This window comes from Vibrio coralliilyticus (assembly GCF_024449095.1).
In the GTDB taxonomy this organism is placed as follows: Bacteria; Pseudomonadota; Gammaproteobacteria; order Enterobacterales; family Vibrionaceae; genus Vibrio; species Vibrio coralliilyticus_A.
In genome coordinates, this window is sequence record NZ_CP024627.1 from 2625264 (window position 1) to 2643981 (window position 18718).

Here is an 18718-nt window from a genome sequence, read left to right on the forward strand (position 1 = left end):
AGTTAAATCTGCGAATCAAGTATATTGCACAGGTGGATAGTTAAGTGTAAAAATTTGCAAAGTTTTGCGTGAATTAGCATCAGTATGAGTTAAACTCTCGCTCAGTCACCTTTTTCATATTTTGGCAGGAATAGGACCTATGAAAAAACTGCTTCCACTATTTATCAGTGCAGCACTTGGCAGCTTAAGCACCAACGCTTTTGCTGACACACTGACGGAAATTTACAATCAAGCAAAAGAAAACGACCCAACATTACTTAGCGCAGCTGCTACCCGCGACTCTGCATTTGAAGCGGTGACTTCTAGCCGTGCCACTTTACTCCCTCAAATTGATCTGACAGCAAGCTACGACTTTGATCGCGGTGAGTACAATGACGCAGACAATGACAAGGATACTTGGACAGCTAAACTAGGTTTTACTCAAGAGTTGTATAAACGTTCTAGCTGGCTCACTCTAGATACAGCGGAGAAAACGGCACGCCAGGCGGATGCAACCTATGCGGCTGCTCAGCAAGATCTTATTCTTCGCGTCGCTACCGCCTATTTTGAAGTGTTAAAAGCGCAAGATAACCTGGCTTTTGTCCAAGCAGAGAAAGCGGCTGTGGGTCGTCAACTAGAACAAACCAAACAGCGTTTTGAAGTAGGACTTTCTGCGATTACAGACGTCCATGATGCACAAGCACAGTACGATACTGTTTTAGCAGATGAAGTGCTGGCCGAAAACAGTTTGATCAACAGCTACGAAGGTTTACGCGAAATCACGGGCATAGAGCATGATGATCTCAATGTATTAGATATTGACCGTTTCTCTGCGACCAAGATTCAATCGCCAGTAGACTCTCTAGTTAAAGAGGCCCAAGAGAAGAACCTAAACTTACTTTCTTCACGCATCGCCCAAGACATCGCTAAAGATAATATTTCTCTGCAGAGCTCAGGCCACCTTCCTTCATTGACTTTAGATGGCGGCTATACATTGGCCGAACAAAAGAACAGTACATCCAGTTCAAGTGATTATGACTCGGACAATTTCAATGTTGGGCTAAATCTGTCTGTGCCAATTTATAGCGGTGGCTCAACAACCTCTCTGACTAAGCAAGCGGAATTTGATTACGTAGCGGCAAGCCAAGATTTAGAAGCGACTTACCGCAGCGTGGTGAAAGACGTTCGTGCCTTTAATAACAACATCAGTGCTTCGATTGGTGCACTACGCGCTTATGAACAGACCGTAGTGTCGGCTCGTTCAGCGTTAGAAGCCACTGAAGCGGGCTTTGATGTAGGTACCCGTACTATCGTAGACGTTCTTGACTCAACTCGTAACTTGTACGATGCAAACAAGAACCTTTCTAACGCACGTTACGATTACATCCTAAGTGTGTTGCAGCTTCGTCAAGCAGTCGGCACGTTAAGCGAGCAAGATATCCTAGATATCAATGCTGGTCTGAAAGAAGCTCCAGCTAACAGCTAACAGCTAACAGCTAACAGCTAACAGCTAACAGCTAACAGCTAACAGCTAACAGCTAACAGCTAACAGCTAACAGCTAACAGCTAACAGCTAACACGGAAAAGTAAAAAGGTTGATGCTTTCGCATCAACCTTTTTTTAGTTCTTGCCTATCTCAAAAACTAGTACACCGTATCTATAACAACATCTTTTTCTACCAGCCACTCGACCTTGTCACCATTCTTAAGCATTAAGGCGACATCGACTGGTTTTTCTGTCTCTACCGCGAATTGCCACACAAATGCCACTTCCCAACGGCTTTGATTGTGAGTACGTAAATCCAGTAAATCACCATCGATAACCCAACTTTCTTCACCTTGCTTAATAGAAATACTGTCCACTTCCAAAGTGGCAGGTAGTATTTTATCCGATTCTAGGTAGAGCGCGCCATGGAGCGTTTGGTCCTGAACTTCTCCTAAGGTAGGCATTTTGTTTAGCCATAAATTACTTTTTAGCCGAACCGTAGCCCCTTCAATAGCAACCTGTTCATCCTGCTCCCAACCCACTGGAGTCGATGCACAGCCAGCTAGCAGCACAGCTCCCAACACCACTACTGCATATTTTTTCATTGTTATCACCTTTGAGCCAACCACTCTTTGAGAGTTTGAATATCATTCTGATATTCATTTTTTATTTCTTCAACCCAATCATCTATGTTTTCCCACCATGCTGGCAAATCAGGAGACTGAGCTTTTTGTGCGACTTTCTGAATATGTTTAAGACCAATAGAACCAGCCGCACCTTTAATCTTATGGGCTTCAGAAACAATACCGTCTTGATGTTTCGCCGTCATATTAGAATTAAGCACTTCGACATACTCTGGCATCATATTTTCAAACATCTCGATACTATCCAGTACCGGTTGAGATCCCACTATACCGACATAAGACTCCAGCATCTCCAAATCCAACACCCGGCTGTATAAGTCGTTACTTTCCACCACAACTGGCTCTTCAATCGTCAGTGGCTGTTGATACTCTTCATCGGAGGTAAATTTCGCGATAACTTCCTGAACAGCCGTCACGGATAGAGGCTTGCTGATCGCATCGTCCATGCCCTTTTCCAAGTATTCATTTTTGTTCTTCAGTACATTAGCAGTAAGGGCGACCAATGGCGGCAAATCTTTATAGGTTTTACGATAAAAATCAGCAACATCAAAACCTGTCATATCTGGAAGTTGGATATCCAAGAATGCCAGATCATAAATTTCCGGATCAAACATCTCAATCGCATCCTGTCCGGTCATGGCCACACTAACCTCATGCCCCATACTCTCTAGGAGCGAACGCGCTACAGTAATATTGAGTTCAATATCTTCGACCATAAAGATATTGAGCTCTTTACGCTCCGTTGGCTCGCTTTCAAGTGGCTGCTCGTGAGCAGAAAGAGGAACACGTATGGTCACCGTAAAAGTACTGCCAAACCCTTCCTCACTACTGACGGTAATATCTCCATCCATCATTTTAATGAGTTGTTTAGATACCGCTAAACCAATGCCTGTGCCAACTGCGTGAAGGTTATCCTTACCGGATTTAACCTGGTAGTACATCGCAAAGATCTTCTCAAGCTCAGATTCCGGAATACCAATACCACTATCTTCAATTTCCATGGTGATATTGGCAAGCTCACCATCGATTTCTGCATCGACGGTCATCACAACGCCCCCCTCTTTGGTGAACTTCATAGCATTACTGATCAGGTTCCACAGTACCTGTCGCAAACGGGTTGCATCGACTTCTATTGCTGTTGGAAGTTCGCTTAAACGCTCTAGATCAAAACGTAAACCTTTTTGGGAGGCCATAAGGGCAGAAATACTCTCCATTTCAGCCACAAATTCCTCAAAGTTCAGTGGAGATGGGAACAGCTCTAACTTGCGACGGTCAAACTTATCCATATCAATAATGTCGTTGAAAATATTACCTAGGGTAATCGCACTGACATTGATGGTCTGCATATGGTTTCGTTGCTCATCCGTTAATGGCGTATCAAGCAACATACGGCTCAAACCAACGATGCCGTTTAGTGGGGTACGTAGCTCATGACTGATGGTTGAAATGAAAGTCGTCTTATCTCGGCTTGCTTTCTTCAATGATTCCTCGTGACGTTTTCGCTCAGTAATATCACGCCCGAAACCGACTAACCCAAGATGGCGGCCATCCTTGCTATAAAAAGGAACTTTGCGTAGCTCAAAGTAATTTTTACGGCCGTCTGGGTATTCCAGCCACTGCTCGTAAGTCAAGGCTTGGTTATCCGCAAACACCTTTTCGTCCGTATCAACAATCTGTTGAGCCACTTCTTTGCTGTAGACATCCCAAGGTGTGAGTCCCACCAGCTGATTTTCTTTTTTACCCGTTAGTTCTTCCATGGCCCGGTTACAACCGGAAAATACCCCTTCAGCATTGCGGTAATAAATAAGATCCGGAGACGCATCAATAAATGAACGTAGAAGTGCGGTTCTTTCCGCCAATTCCAGCTGCGTACGCTCACGTTGGTAGACTTCGTTTTCGAGATCTTTCATCGCTTCTTCACGGGCTTCCTCAGCTTTAATCCGCTCTTCAATTTCCTGATTCAGCTTAGCAATATTCTGCTGTAACTTATGGTTCAGTTCTTGATCTCGAGAACGCATATCTTTGAGCTTAGATACGAGCTTTGATAAACGCTGGCGTGATTCCTCAAGTTGGTCGACGACCACAGATAAGAAATACACAGCCCAAGGCGTGATTAGCAGACCAAAAAACACTGAGCGAACAATATCAATGTCATCCACATGTCCGCTCAACACTAAGGTGATGCCAACCTGAACCACAACAGCCAAGGCAACCAGCGCTAAAGCGAGTAAAATAGAGAAACGCAAAATGCCAAGCTTGACCAGAAGATCGACATAATACTGAGCGAGATTCTTTATAGGTTTCATTGGGCGCTCCGTACGATAAGACTAGGTAAATACTACCTGTTTTCACTACCCACGGCTAAGAGAACCTAAAATCTGGAGAAGTTAATTTTCTGATGTGTGATGGACACAAGTTTGATTACGCCCGTTTGCTTTCGCCTGATACAGGGCACTGTCTGCCAACGCAATCAAGCTTTCTCTGTTATCCATAGGATTAGGGACAAGCGTGGCAACCCCAATACTTACGGTCAGACTCGAAGAGACTTCAGAGGCTGCATGTTCTAACCCCAGCCGTTTCACCTCTTGGTGGATTTTTTCAGCAATCTGCCACGCACCTTCAACGGTTGTGTTAGGCAAAATGAAGCCAAACTCTTCCCCGCCATATCGAGCCACACAATCACTATTTCGAGATAGCACTGATTTAAACACCTCAGCCACTCGAACCAGAGCGTCATCACCAGCTTGGTGACCGTAATAATCATTGAAGCCTTTGAAATAATCGATATCACACAGGAGAACGCTCAGCGGCTGACGCTCTCGAATATGTAAAGGCCATAAAATAGCGAGTTGCTCATCAAATCGACGTCGATTGGAAATTTGCGTCAAGCTGTCAAGAAAACTCAACCTCTCTAGCTCTTGATTGGCCTCTTCCAGTTTTTGTGCCGCAAGATAACGATCCGAGACATCTCTCGCCATGATCAATACACCATTAGTGCCAGAAGCGGGATCACGAAACGGCGATTTCACGACATCATACCAAGTAAACTCTCCATTACTATTGATCGCTTTATCGATGTAACGTAATGATTTCCCTTCATATAAAACCTTCTGATCCGTTTCAGACAAACGGCTATAGACATCATCTGGGATGATATCTTGAAGCCGCTTACCAATGAGCTCATCCACCTCAGAAATGCCGAGGGCGCGTACAAAAGGTAGGTTACAGGCTTGGTAGACCATGTTCTCGTTAAAGATACCGATAGCATCTGGGCTAGACTCAAGAATATTCTGTAAAATGGTATCGCGTTGCGCCAAAGCCACTTCAGTATCGCGACGTTTATCCATCTCATCACGAAGGCTTTGCTGCATATTATGCCAGTCCGTTACGTCATGGCTGATACCTATGCTGCCCATTTTTTCTCCCGTAGAGGAAAGCAAGATATTCTGATAGGTTTCGAGGAGGCAACTTCGCCCATCGCAGTCTGCAGTCCAGCGCCGTTTATTCGCTCGCCCTTTAACGACACCTTTAATATCAGCGCTGCCTTCCTGTTCACGTCCATCCCAAAAACGTTCAAATGCTCGATTAGTAAAAATCAACTCACCTTGGTTATTCTTGATAAACACCAGTTCTGAAAGGTTATTTAACGCACTTTTGGCGATGGAAAGAGATTGAATCTCACGTGCCATTTCCTCGTGAGAAGCTTGGTGAGGTGATAAATAGAGTAACCAAGATGCACGTCCTCGATAGACAGTCTTACGCCCAGTCATCTCTACTTTAATACGCGTATTTCTCGAAACACTCCATTCAATGGGAAAACTCTTAAATCCATTTCCTGCAAACTGGTTAATTGTCGATAGTAAGAATTCTCGTGAAACAGTATCAGGTAGAAGAAACGATTTCCCCATGCGTCGAATAGCAAGCAACTGCATGGCACTCTTATTGGATAGAAGCAACTTTCCTGACTGAGCCTCGACGAGAATCAAGGCTGTGGGGGTATCCTGAAACAGCAACTCGATATGCTTTTGCAATCGCGAATAGAGCACTGAGGATAAAATAACGAAGAGCAGGATGACGACAAGGCTAAAACCATGTCCACGGGAAACATCCCATAGCCAGTAAAGTACCTGCTCCATTCTAATACTCTATGTCCATCTGCAACCTAATACTAAGGTTACAAAAGATATCAGCTTATTGCTGATTTTTCTGTATTTATTAATGGTTTTATATATACAAACGGCTGATTAATTAACGAACCTTGTGCACCATCACGTTGAAGTGTCTGTTCAAGCTCTGTCATCGCTAGCCAACGATTCTCACACCACAAAGGTGCAAGCAAAGTAGGTCGACGGGCCGCAGACGACACTCGATGAAAGACAATCTCTGGAGGTGTCATCCGAATCATCGCACTTGCGGTTTCAACGTATTGTTCTAATGATGGCGCATCCAATCTGCCCGCTTTCCAAGCTTTAGCCATAGTACTCCCTTCAACAATATGCAGACTATGAAGCTTAATACCATCGGTCCCTACCTCTAGCACTTTACTCAGCGTGCTCAGATTGTCCTCATGAGTCTCCTTTGGTAGGCCAACTATCAGGTGAGTGCACACTTTAATACCCATAGCCCGCGCACGGTGAGTAATTTCAGCGTAACACTCGAAGTCATGACCACGATTAATACGTTTCAGAGTCTCATTATTAGCAGTTTGCAGGCCCAGCTCCAACCAAATTTCATAACCTTGTTGAGCATAACCAGACAAAAGATCTAACACGGCATCTGGCACACAATCAGGCCTTGTCCCGACACAAAGCCCAACTATGTCGGCTGTTTTCAAGGCCTGCTCATACATACTTTTCAGCACTTGCACTTCTGCATAAGTGCTGGTGTAAGCTTGAAAATACGCTAAGTACTTCTTCGCTCTGCGAACTTCATTGGCACGATCATTCAGTTGCTCACCAATACTCTTAATCTGGCTTTTTTCATCAGCAAATGAAGCAACATTGCAGAATGTACATCCACCTCTGCCTATCATGCCATCTCTATTTGGGCAACTGAAACCGCCATGCAGTGTCAGTTTATGGACCTTCTCTCCATATCGTCGCTGTAGATCTTGCCCAATCGTATTGACCATCTCATGTAGCTGCATATTTCTCTTACACACCAAATAGGAATAACTATCATTTCGATTTGTGTAATTAAATTACAACAATGAAAAATTAACAGGTCAGAATTTAAAGATTTAAAACAGCTAAGCTTTATCTAAAATCAATAAAAATGCATAAAATTAAGCACAAAAAGCAATTGTTAAGCAAAAGTTAAACATAAATACAATAACAGGACCTAAAAAACTACTCGACTTCCTCGAATTTTGATTGCAATTAAGCTGGACAAAATTGTAGGATAATTTCAGATTTTAGTTTTATTTGTGTATTTAATTACACAATCATTTACTAAAACGTCGGTGTTTTCCAACTCCCACCTATATAAATCACTAAATAGTGATACAAAAAACATGGATTACACCAAGGATTGTTTTTCTCGCAATATTTTTCCTGCGAGATACGGAATGGAATCAAAGTCGCCAACTTCGGAAGACTTCGAATCATAAAAAATAAAGGACTGGACGCAAAGCTGGTTTCGACTAACTCATTTGCGCCTATTGAACTGGAAGGATGTATCTATGGTAGATAGAGAGCAAAATTCGCAAGGTCTGTATACTCCTGAGCTGGAGCATGACGCTTGTGGCATCGGTTTTGTTGCTCACCTGAAAAACCGTAAATCTCATGAAGTTGTGACTCAAGCATTGGATATGCTGGCTCGCATGGAGCACCGTGGTGGTCAAGGTTGTGATCCATGCAGCGGTGACGGTGCAGGTATCTTGCTACAAAAACCTCATGAATTCCTATTAGAAGAAGCCGTTAAGTTAGGCATTAAATTGCCTTCGTTTGAAAAGTATGGTGTTGGTGTCGTTCTTTTCCCGAAAGACGAATACAAACGCGAACAATGCCGTGACATTCTAGAACGTAACGCACAGCGTCTAGATCTTGAAGTTATCGGCTACCGTGTATTGCCAACCGATAACTCAATGATCGGTGCAGACCCACTAAGCACAGAGCCTCAGTTTGAGCATGTGTTTATCTCTGGTGGCCCTGGCATCACACCTGAAGAGCTAGAGCGCAAACTGTACGTACTTCGTAACTACACTGTACGTGTTTGCCTAGAAAGCGTTTCGAACATTGGTGACGACTTCTACATTAACTCAATGTCTTACAAGACATTGGTGTACAAAGGTCAGTTAACGACCGAGCAAGTACCTCAGTACTTCCTTGATCTGCAAAACCCGACCATGGTGACTGCACTAGCACTAGTACACTCTCGTTTCTCTACCAACACCTTCCCGAAATGGCGTCTTGCACAGCCTTTCCGTTACATTGCCCACAACGGTGAAATCAATACAGTTCGCGGTAACTTGAACTGGATGAAAGCCCGTGAAGCAATCCTAGAATCAGACCTGTTTACTCAGGCTGAAATCGACATGCTTCTTCCAATCTGTCAGGAAGGCAGCTCGGATTCATCTAACTTCGATATGGCACTTGAGCTCCTAGTTCTTTCTGGTCGTAGCCTGCCACATGCATTGATGATGATGATTCCTGAAGCATGGCAAGAAAACAAAAACATGGATCCTAAACGTCGCGCGTTCTATCAGTACCACGCGAACATCATGGAACCATGGGATGGTCCTGCTTCAGTATGTTTTACTGATGGTGTTCAAGTTGGTGCGACACTAGACCGTAACGGTTTGCGCCCTTCTCGCTACACAGTGACCAAAGATAACTTCCTAGTGATGGCATCTGAATCTGGTGTTGTGGATATTGAACCAGAGAACGTAGAGTTCCGTGGTCGTCTGCAACCAGGTCGTATCTTCGTTGCAGACCTAGAGCAAGGTCGCATCATCTCTGATGAAGAAGTGAAAGACACCATCGCAACGGCGCAGCCTTACGAGAAGTGGGTAGAAGAAAACCTACTGAGCTTGAAGAAGCTGCCAGATGCGAGCAACCAGTTCAGCCAACCTTCTCCAGAGCGTTTGTTGCATCGTCAGCAAGCTTTCGGTGTGAGCACTGAAGAAGTGAACGAAATCATCGTTCCAATGGCGAATGACGCAAAAGAACCATTGTCAGCAATGGGTGCCGACTGGCCTCTTGCGGTTCTCTCTCATCAGTCTCAGCATCTTTCAAACTACTTCAAGCAGCTGTTTGCACAGGTAACTAACCCACCGATCGACCCGATACGTGAGCGTATGGTTATGTCGCTGAACACCTACTTGGGTAAAGACCAAAACCTTCTGACTGAAACACCACTTCACTGTCAGAAAGTTGAATTGGAATCGCCTGTTCTGGCGAACTCTGAGCTTGAGAAATTGCGTGCGATCGATAACGAGCACCTACAAGCTAAGACGTTGGATATCGTGTTCCAAGCCAATGAAGATCAAGGCAAGCTTGAGCGCGCACTAAAACGTATCTGCCAATACGCAGAAGACGCGGTTATCGATGGTTACTCAATCATCCTACTCACTGACCGTGCAGTGAACTCAAACCACGCGGCGATCCCAGCAATGCTGGCAGTGGGCGCAGTTCACCACCACTTGATCCGCAAAGGTCTACGTGCGAAGTGTGACATCGTGGTTGAAACCGGTGACGCGCGTGAAACGCACCACTTTGCAACGCTACTTGGTTACGGTGCGAATGCGGTTAACCCTTACCTAGTCATTGAAACCATCATTGAACTTCAACGTACGAAGAAGTTGGATCCAGAAGCGAACCCTCGCGATCTGTTCAACAACTACCGTAAAGCGATTAATGGCGGTCTTCTGAAGATCTTCTCGAAGATGGGTATCTCTACGCTACAATCATACCACGGTGCGCAAATCTTCGAAGCCTTGGGTATCCACAAGTCAGTAGTCGACAAGTACTTCACAGGTACGGTTTCTCGTATTCAAGGTCTCACCCTTGATGATATCGCCAAAGAAGTGCTGATCCGTCACCGCATCGGTTACCCACAACGCGAAATCCCAATTCAAATGCTGGATGTTGGCGGTGTTTACCAATGGAAACAGCGTGGTGAGAAGCATCTCTTCAACCCAGAAACCATTTCTCTACTGCAAGAGTCTACACGCAACAAGAACTACGATCAGTTCAAGCAGTACGCGACAGCCGTAGATAAGCAAGGTGACAACGCGGTAACCCTGCGTAGCCAGCTAGAATTCATTAAGAACCCAGCCGGTTCTATCTCTATCGACGAAGTCGAGCCAATTGAAAGCATCGTGAAACGCTTCGCGACAGGTGCAATGTCATTCGGTTCTATTTCTTACGAAGCACACTCCACACTGGCTGTTGCGATGAACCGCCTTGGCGCAAAATCGAACTCAGGAGAGGGCGGTGAAGACCCAATGCGTTTCGAGCGCAAAGAGAACGGCGATTGGGAACGCTCTGCAATCAAGCAGGTGGCTTCAGGTCGTTTCGGCGTAACCTCTTACTACCTAACCAACGCTGATGAGCTACAAATCAAGATGGCTCAAGGCGCGAAGCCAGGTGAAGGTGGTCAGCTACCAGGCGATAAGGTAGACGATTGGATCGGTGCAACACGTCACTCTACTCCGGGCGTTGGTCTTATCTCGCCACCGCCACACCACGATATCTACTCAATCGAGGATTTGGCTCAGCTGATCTACGACTTGAAGAACGCGAACCGTGCAGGTCGTGTGAACGTGAAGCTGGTATCGGAAGCAGGCGTAGGTACGATCGCTTCTGGTGTAGCGAAAGCGAAAGCAGACGTTGTACTAATCGCAGGTTTTGACGGCGGTACTGGTGCATCACCAATGTCTTCAATTCGTCATACCGGTCTTCCTTGGGAACTTGGTTTGGCAGAAACGCACCAAACGCTACTGAAGAACGGTCTGCGTAACCGTATCGTGGTTCAAGCGGATGGTCAGATGAAAACACCTCGCGACCTAGCAGTCGCAACACTACTCGGTGCAGAAGAATGGGGCGTGGCAACCGCTGCCTTGGTGGTTGAAGGTTGTATCATGATGCGTAAGTGTCATAAGAACACTTGTCCTGTTGGTATCGCAACTCAAAACAAGACGCTTCGTGAGCGCTTTGATGGTCGCGTAGAAGACGTCGTAACCTTCTTCCAATACATGGCACAAGGTCTGCGTGAAATCATGGCTGAACTTGGCTTCCGCACTATCGATGAGATGGTCGGTCAAGGTCAGAAGCTGAAGATTCGCCAAGACGTTTCTCACTGGAAATACAAGAACCTAGATCTGTCTCCTGTTCTCCACGTTGAACAGCCACGTGAAGCTGATGGCGTATTCAACCAAGCAGAGCAGAACCACAACCTAGAAGAAGTGCTAGACCGCAAGCTGATTCAAGCGGCGATTCCTGCACTCGAGAAAGGCGAAGCGGTGAATGCAGAGTTCCCTATTGTTAACACGGACCGCTCTGCAGGTACCATGTTGTCGAACGAAATCTCGAAAGTGTACAAGGATGCAGGTCTACCTCAGCCAATGAACGTGAAGTTCAAAGGTTCTGCGGGTCAGTCATTCGGTGCATTTCTAGCTAAGGGCGTAAAGTTCGAAGTGGAAGGCGACGCGAACGACTACTGGGGTAAAGGCTTATCTGGCGGTACGTTAGTACTTTACCCAGATGCGAAATCAAGCATTGTCGCGGAAGACAACATCGTGGTTGGTAACGTGTGTTTCTACGGTGCAACTTCGGGTGAGTCTTTCATTCGCGGTATGGCTGGTGAACGTTTCTGTGTTCGTAACTCAGGCGCAAAAGTCGTAGTAGAAGGCGTCGGTGATCACGGTTGTGAATACATGACAGGCGGTGCAGCCATCATCCTTGGTTCAACAGGTCGTAACTTTGCTGCTGGTATGAGTGGCGGCGTGGCATACGTATGGGATAAATCAGGCGACTTTGAGTCAAAACTGAACCCAGAGCTAGTAGACCTAGATCCAATCGAGCAAGAAGACAGAGATCTATTACTCGACATGCTAACTAAGCATGTTCAATTCACAGGAAGTGAAGTCGCTCAGTCTTTCCTAGACAATTTTGAAGCAAGCCTAGCCTCTATGGTTAAGGTAATGCCGCGTGATTACAAAGCGGTTCTTCAAAAACGCAAAGCTGAAGCACAGTCTCAAGGAAACGAAACTCAAGTGGAGGCCGTATAATGGGTAAGCCTACTGGATTTTTAGAGCATGGTCGTGAACTACCACAGAAGATCGACCCAGCTGAACGCATCAAGAACAACAAAGAGTTCGTTCTAAACGAGGAGTTTGGTGACAAGATCAATACTCAGGCTTCTCGCTGTATGGATTGTGGTGTGCCGTTTTGTCATAACGGCTGCCCTATCGGTAACATCATCCCAGAATTTAACGATGCGGTTTATCGTGATAGCTGGGAAGAAGCATGGAACATTCTGAGCTCAACCAATAACTTCCCAGAGTTTACTGGTCGTGTTTGCCCAGCTCCGTGTGAAAGTGCTTGTGTTCTTGGTATCAACCAAGATCCAATCACCATCTGTAATATCGAGAAAACCATCGTAGAAACGGCGTATCGTGAAGGGTACGCCAAACCAAAAACACCACGTTCTCGCACAGGTAAAACCATTGCGATCATCGGTTCGGGTCCTGCTGGCCTTGCGGCGGCTGAGCAGCTAAACAGCGCAGGTCATACTGTGACCGTCTTCGAGCGAGACGAGAAAGTAGGCGGTCTGCTACGTTTTGGTATTCCAGATTTCAAACTGGGTATGGACGTGATTGATCGTAAGATCAACCTAATGGCAGAAGCTGGCGTTGAGTTTAAAGTAAACCAACACGTCGGTGTTGATGTAAATGCTCAGCAACTGCGTCAAGAGTTCGATGTGGTTCTGCTAACTGGTGGCTCAACCGTTCCACGTGATTTGCCCGTTCCAGGTCGTGAACTAAAAGGCGTTCACTTCGCGATGGAATTCCTAGGTCAAAACAACCGTCGCGCCAATAACATGGACCTGAAAACGGAAGAAATTCACGCTGCGGGTAAACATGTTGTGGTTATCGGTGGTGGTGATACTGGTTCAGACTGTGTGGGTACATCAAACCGTCACGGCGCAGCAAGCATCACTCAGGTTGAAATCATGCCGATTCCACCAGAAAAACGCCCTGCTAATATGCCATGGCCACAGTACCCAATGATCTTGCGTACTTCAACGTCTCATGAAGAAGGCGTTGATCGTCACTGGAACATCCTAACCAAAGAGTTCATTGGCAATGACAAAGGTGAAGTCACTGGCCTTCGTCTAGCTGATATCGTTTGGCAAGATGCGAAGCATGGCGAGCGTCCAAGCTTTAAAGAAGTAGAAGGCAGCGAGCGTGTTATCCCGTGTGATATGGCATTTCTAGCGATGGGCTTCCTACACCCAGAACCAACAGGCGTACTTGCTCAACTGGATATCGCGCTAGATGATCGGGGTAACGTAGCAACTCAAGATTTTGCTACCAACCAAGAAGGTGTATTTGCTGCTGGAGATATGCGAACAGGCCAATCTTTGGTGGTTCGTTGTATCAACGAAGGTCGCGAATGTGCCCGTGCTATCGATGATTACCTAATGGGTGGCACAAACCTAGAAGCAAAAGCGGATTCACTGATGTTGTCTGCGTAAACCAAATAATCCCCAGAACTAACCAATAATGAATGATTCTGGGTATTAAACAAATAGCTAATCAATCCTTCCAAACTTTCCATTCTGGCCAGCACAATGTGCTGGTCTTTTTTATTTAAGCCAGATTCAATTGTTAAAAAAGTGTAACAATGAAAAATGTATCCATATGATAAGAAAGAAGTTTTCAGATTATTAAGTGGTAAATAGAACATTGGCGTGATAAATCACCAAAAACTTGACCTTTTCTATCATAAGCTATACGTTGTGAAGTCGATGAAAATGAATTCATCTTATTTTGTAAAATAATAAAGAAGATTTTGTGTTTATTTATGCAAAATTTAACAAATTAAAAGCATAGTTAGTCATATATACCAACCCTTATCATGTTGGTAGTTCTGTCTAGAAGACAGAGAAGCAAAGGGAGAATTGCAATGGCTTTATATGATCCTAGTCTTGAGAAAGACAACTGTGGATTTGGTCTGATTGCGCACATGGATGGGCAACCAAGTCACAAACTGGTTCGTACGGCAATTTCGGCATTAGATCGCATGACTCATCGTGGTGGTATCGCTGCTGATGGTAAAACCGGTGATGGTTGTGGCCTTCTATTACAAAAGCCCGATTCCTATTTACGCCTTATCGCTGAAGAAAATGGCTTTAACCTTGGCAAGCAATATGCCGTAGGGATGCTTTTCTTCAATCAAGACCCGGTCAAAGCCCAACTTGCGAAGGACATCGTCAACAAAGAACTCGCACAAGAGACGTTAACTGTTGCGGGTTGGCGTGAAGTACCAACCAATTCAGAAGTACTCGGCCCAATAGCCGCCGATTCACTTCCAAACATTCAGCAAGTCTTTATCTCTGCTCCGGCAGGTTGGCGCGAGCGTGACATTGAACGTCGCCTCTACATCGCACGTCGTCGCATCGAGAAACAAATCACCGAAGATCCTGATTTCTACATCTGTAGCTTGTCGACACAAGTTCTGGTCTACAAAGGCTTGTGCATGCCGGCGGACTTACCGCGCTTCTATCTTGATCTTGCTGATCTACGCATGGAATCCGCTATCTGCCTGTTCCACCAACGTTTTTCAACTAATACTCAACCTCGTTGGCCGCTGGCTCAACCATTCCGCTACCTTGCTCACAATGGTGAGATCAACACTATCGAAGGTAACCGCCAATGGGCTCGTGCTCGGGCTTACAAGTTCTCATCACCACTGCTACCTGACTTACAAACTGCGGCGCCATTTGTGAACGAGACAGGTTCAGATTCTTCCAGCCTAGATAATATGCTGGATCTCTTTTTAGCTGGTGGTATGGATATTTTCCGTGCGATGCGCATGCTTGTGCCACCAGCATGGCAAAACCACCCAGATATGGATCCGGATCTGCGAGCGTTTTACGACTTCAACTCCAAACATATGGAACCATGGGATGGCCCGGCAGGTATCGTACTGTCCGATGGCCGTTACGCTGCCTGTAACCTAGATCGAAATGGTCTGCGTCCTGCACGCTATGTGATTACCAAAGACAAGTTGATCACTCTGGCTTCTGAGGTGGGGATTTGGGATTACGCTCCAGATGAAGTTGCCGAGAAAGGCCGTGTTGGTCCTGGTGAACTACTGGTTATCGACACTAGAAAAGGTAAGCTTTGGCAATCGAGCGAGATTGATAACGACCTGAAATCTCGTCACCCTTATCGCGAATGGATGGAAAACAACGTTCGCAAACTCACACCTTTTGCTCAGCTACCTGAAGATCAAGTGGGTGAACGTAGCTTTGATGAAGACTTGCTTAAGACTTATCAAAAGCAATTCGCTATGAGCAATGAAGAAGTCGATCAAGTACTGCGTGTCCTTGGTGACATGGGCCAAGAAGCGGTCGGCTCCATGGGTGATGACACCCCGATGGCCGTCTTATCGTCTAGAGAGCGCTTGGTAACGGACTACTTCCGCCAGAAGTTCGCTCAGGTAACCAACCCGCCAATCGATCCATTGCGTGAAAAACACGTAATGTCACTGGCGACCAGTATTGGTCAGGAGATGAACGTCTTCTGTGAAACCGATGGCCACGCCTACCGAGTGACCTTCGATTCACCAGTATTGCTTTATTCCGACATGCAGCAGTTACTCGAGCTTGGTGATGATCACTACCGTAATACCATTCTCGATATCAACTATGATCCACAACAGAAAGATCTTAAACAAGCCATTGATGATCTGTGTGAGCAAGCCGAACAGGTCGTACGTGAAGGCACAGTTCTGGTTGTGCTTTCAGATCGCGCTTTAGTCAAAGGCAAGCTACCAATTCCTGCAGCAATGGCAGTCGGTGCGGTTCAAACTCGCTTGATTGATGCCAACTTACGTTGTGATGCCAACATTGTTGTTGAGACAGCCACAGCACGTGACCCACACCAATTTGCCGTCTTGCTTGGCTTTGGTGCCACTGCAGTTTACCCATACCTTGCTTATGAAGCGCTAGGTAAGCTGATCGATGATAAAGCGCTAGAAAAAGACTATCGCGATGTGATGCAAAACTACCAATACGGCATCAACAAAGGTCTGTACAAGATCATGTCGAAAATGGGGATTTCTACCATCGCCTCTTACCGCTGCTCACAACTATTTGAAGCGGTTGGCTTAAGCCAAGAAGTGGTCGATTTATGCTTTAAAGGCGTGACGACTCGTATTGAAGGCGCGAACTTCGACGACTTCCAACAAGACTTGTATAACCTTTCTCGTAAAGCTTGGGCGAAACGAAAAGCCATCGAGCATGGTGGCTTATTGAAATATGTCCACGGTGGTGAATATCACGCCTACAACCCAGACGTGGTTGGCACACTGCAAACTGCGGTGAAATCAGGTGAAAGTAACGATTATCAGAGCTTTGCTAAGCAGGTGAACCAACGCCCTGTTGCTATGCTGCGTGACTTAATGGCGCTGAAAAAATCAGACTCACCGCTACCACTTGAGCAAATCGAACCTAGCACTGAGCTCTTCAAACGCTTTGATTCTGCGGCGATGTCCATTGGCGCACTTAGCCCAGAAGCGCACGAAGCACTTGCAACAGCGATGAACCGTCTCGGTGGCTACTCTAACTCTGGTGAAGGTGGTGAAGATCCACGTCGCTTCGGTACAGAGCGTAACTCACGTATCAAGCAGATTGCTTCTGGGCGATTTGGTGTAACGCCTCACTACCTTACCAATGCAGATGTACTGCAAATTAAGGTGGCACAGGGGGCGAAGCCGGGTGAAGGTGGCCAGTTACCAGGACACAAGGTCACCGCAGAAATCGCGAAACTGCGTTATTCGGTACAGGGGGTGACTCTGATCTCCCCTCCTCCGCACCATGATATTTATTCGATTGAAGATTTAGCTCAGCTTATCTTCGACCTAAAGCAGGTCAATCCAAATGCGCTGGTTTCGGTGAAGTTAGTTTCTGAACCAGGTGTCGGTACCATCGCAACAGGTGTCGCGAAAGCTTACGCTGATCTTATTACCATCTCGGGTTACGACGGCGGTACCGCAGCAAGTCCATTAACTTCAGTGAAATACGCAGGTAGCCCTTGGGAATTGGGACTGGCAGAGACACAACAAGCACTGGTTGCTAATGGTCTACGCCATAAGATCCGTCTACAAGTAGATGGCGGCCTAAAAACTGGCCTAGACGTGGTGAAAGCGGCGATTCTCGGTGCCGAAAGCTTCGGTTTTGGTACTGCACCAATGGTGGCAATGGGTTGTAAGTTCCTACGTATTTGTCACCTCAACAACTGTGCTACTGGCGTTGCAACTCAAGACGAGACATTGCGTAAAGAGTACTTCAAGGGCCTGCCGGAAATGGTGATGAACTACTTCATCGGTCTGGCGGACGAAGTGCGCGGATTACTTGCTGAACTTGGTGTTGAAAAACTGACTGACTTGATTGGTCGTACCGATTTGTTGGAAACCGTTGAAGGTCTAACAGCAAAACAAACCAAGCTGGATTTGTCGAATATCCTCGAGGCACCAGTCTCTCTAGAAGGACACCCTCTTTATTGGACACAGCCAAACACACCATTTGATAAAGCAGAGCTCAACAACAAGATCATTGAAGATGCGCTACAAGCGGTTGAGAAACGTCAATCTGCTAGCTTCTTCTACAACGTGATCAACACCGACCGCTCTATTGGTGCTCGCCTATCCGGTGAAATCGCTCAGCGTTACGGCAACCAAGGCATGGCGGCGACGCCAATCAAACTGCACTTAGATGGTACTGCAGGCCAGTCATTTGGCGTTTGGAACGCGGGTGGCGTAGAGCTTTACCTCACTGGTGATGCCAACGACTACGTAGGTAAAGGCATGGCTGGCGGTAAGGTGGTTATCAAACCTCACCTTGGCACTGCATTTAAGTGTAATGAGGCGACCATCATTGGTAACACCTGTCTGTACGGGGCAACTGGCGGTAAGTTGTTTGCGGCGGGTAAAGCCGGTGAGCGTTTCGGCGTACGTAACTCAGGTACGATTGCTGTCATTGAAGGCGCTGGCGATAACGCTTGTGAGTACATGACCGGCGGTATTGTTGCCATTCTTGGCGCGACAGGCGTGAACTTTGGCGCAGGCATGACTGGCGGATTTGCTTACGTATTGGATGAGAACCAAGACTTCCAAGGTCGCGTGAACAACGAATCGGTTGAAGCAATTTCTCTGTCGGATCTCTACATCCACCAAGAGCACTTGCGCGGTCTGATTGCCGAACATCTTGAAGAAACCGGCTCTAGCCACGCAGAAGATATCTTGGCGAACTTTGATGAATGGATTCCAAAGTTCTACTTGGTGAAGCCTCAAGCGGCGGATTTGCGTACGCTACTTGGTCACCAGAGTCGCAGTGCCGCAGAACTGCGCGTTCAAGCCCAGTAATCATGGAGGATGTTT

General features: G+C 46.3%; 8 protein-coding genes. 4 read left to right on the forward strand and 4 right to left on the reverse strand.

The window, feature by feature from the left end; all coding sequences use genetic code 11:
• Positions 1–139: 139 nt before the first annotated feature.
• Positions 140–1465, forward strand: a complete 1326-nt coding sequence (tolC, locus tag CTT30_RS12410; protein WP_252035287.1) for an outer membrane channel protein TolC — start codon at positions 140–142, stop codon at positions 1463–1465.
• A 157-nt stretch (positions 1466–1622) separates the two neighbouring features.
• Here tolC and CTT30_RS12415 read toward each other — a convergent pair whose 3' ends face one another.
• The 4 genes from CTT30_RS12415 to mnmL form a co-directional block, all read right to left on the reverse strand.
• Positions 1623–2069 (reverse strand): hypothetical protein, encoded by a 447-nt coding sequence (locus tag CTT30_RS12415; protein WP_239865147.1) that lies wholly within the window; start codon positions 2067–2069, stop codon positions 1623–1625.
• A 5-nt stretch (positions 2070–2074) separates the two neighbouring features.
• Positions 2075–4414, reverse strand: a complete 2340-nt coding sequence (arcB, locus tag CTT30_RS12420; RefSeq protein WP_252035288.1) for an aerobic respiration two-component sensor histidine kinase ArcB — start codon at positions 4412–4414, stop codon at positions 2075–2077.
• 81 nt (positions 4415–4495) lie between these two features.
• A complete protein-coding gene (locus tag CTT30_RS12425) occupies positions 4496–6244 on the reverse strand; it encodes a GGDEF domain-containing protein (protein WP_252035289.1) in 1749 nt (582 codons plus the stop codon).
• Between the two features lie 50 nt (positions 6245–6294).
• On the reverse strand, positions 6295–7254 hold the full coding sequence (mnmL, locus tag CTT30_RS12430; RefSeq protein ID WP_252035290.1) for a tRNA modification radical SAM protein MnmL/YtqA: 960 nt from the start codon (positions 7252–7254) through the stop codon (positions 6295–6297).
• A 534-nt stretch (positions 7255–7788) separates the two neighbouring features.
• Here mnmL and gltB (CTT30_RS12435) point away from each other — a divergent pair.
• From gltB (CTT30_RS12435) to gltB (CTT30_RS12445), 3 genes are all read left to right on the forward strand, one after another.
• A complete protein-coding gene (gltB, locus tag CTT30_RS12435; protein ID WP_239875178.1) occupies positions 7789–12339 on the forward strand; it encodes a glutamate synthase large subunit in 4551 nt (1516 codons plus the stop codon).
• On the forward strand, positions 12339–13808 hold the full coding sequence (gene gltD / locus CTT30_RS12440) for a glutamate synthase subunit beta (protein WP_252035291.1): 1470 nt from the start codon (positions 12339–12341) through the stop codon (positions 13806–13808). The genes gltB (CTT30_RS12435) and gltD overlap by 1 nt, the downstream gene beginning before the upstream one ends.
• A 431-nt stretch (positions 13809–14239) precedes the next feature.
• The gene (gene gltB / locus CTT30_RS12445; RefSeq protein ID WP_252035292.1) at positions 14240–18703 is read left to right on the forward strand and encodes a glutamate synthase large subunit; all 4464 of its coding nucleotides are present in this window, start codon (positions 14240–14242) and stop codon (positions 18701–18703) included.
• Positions 18704–18718 lie beyond the last annotated feature (15 nt).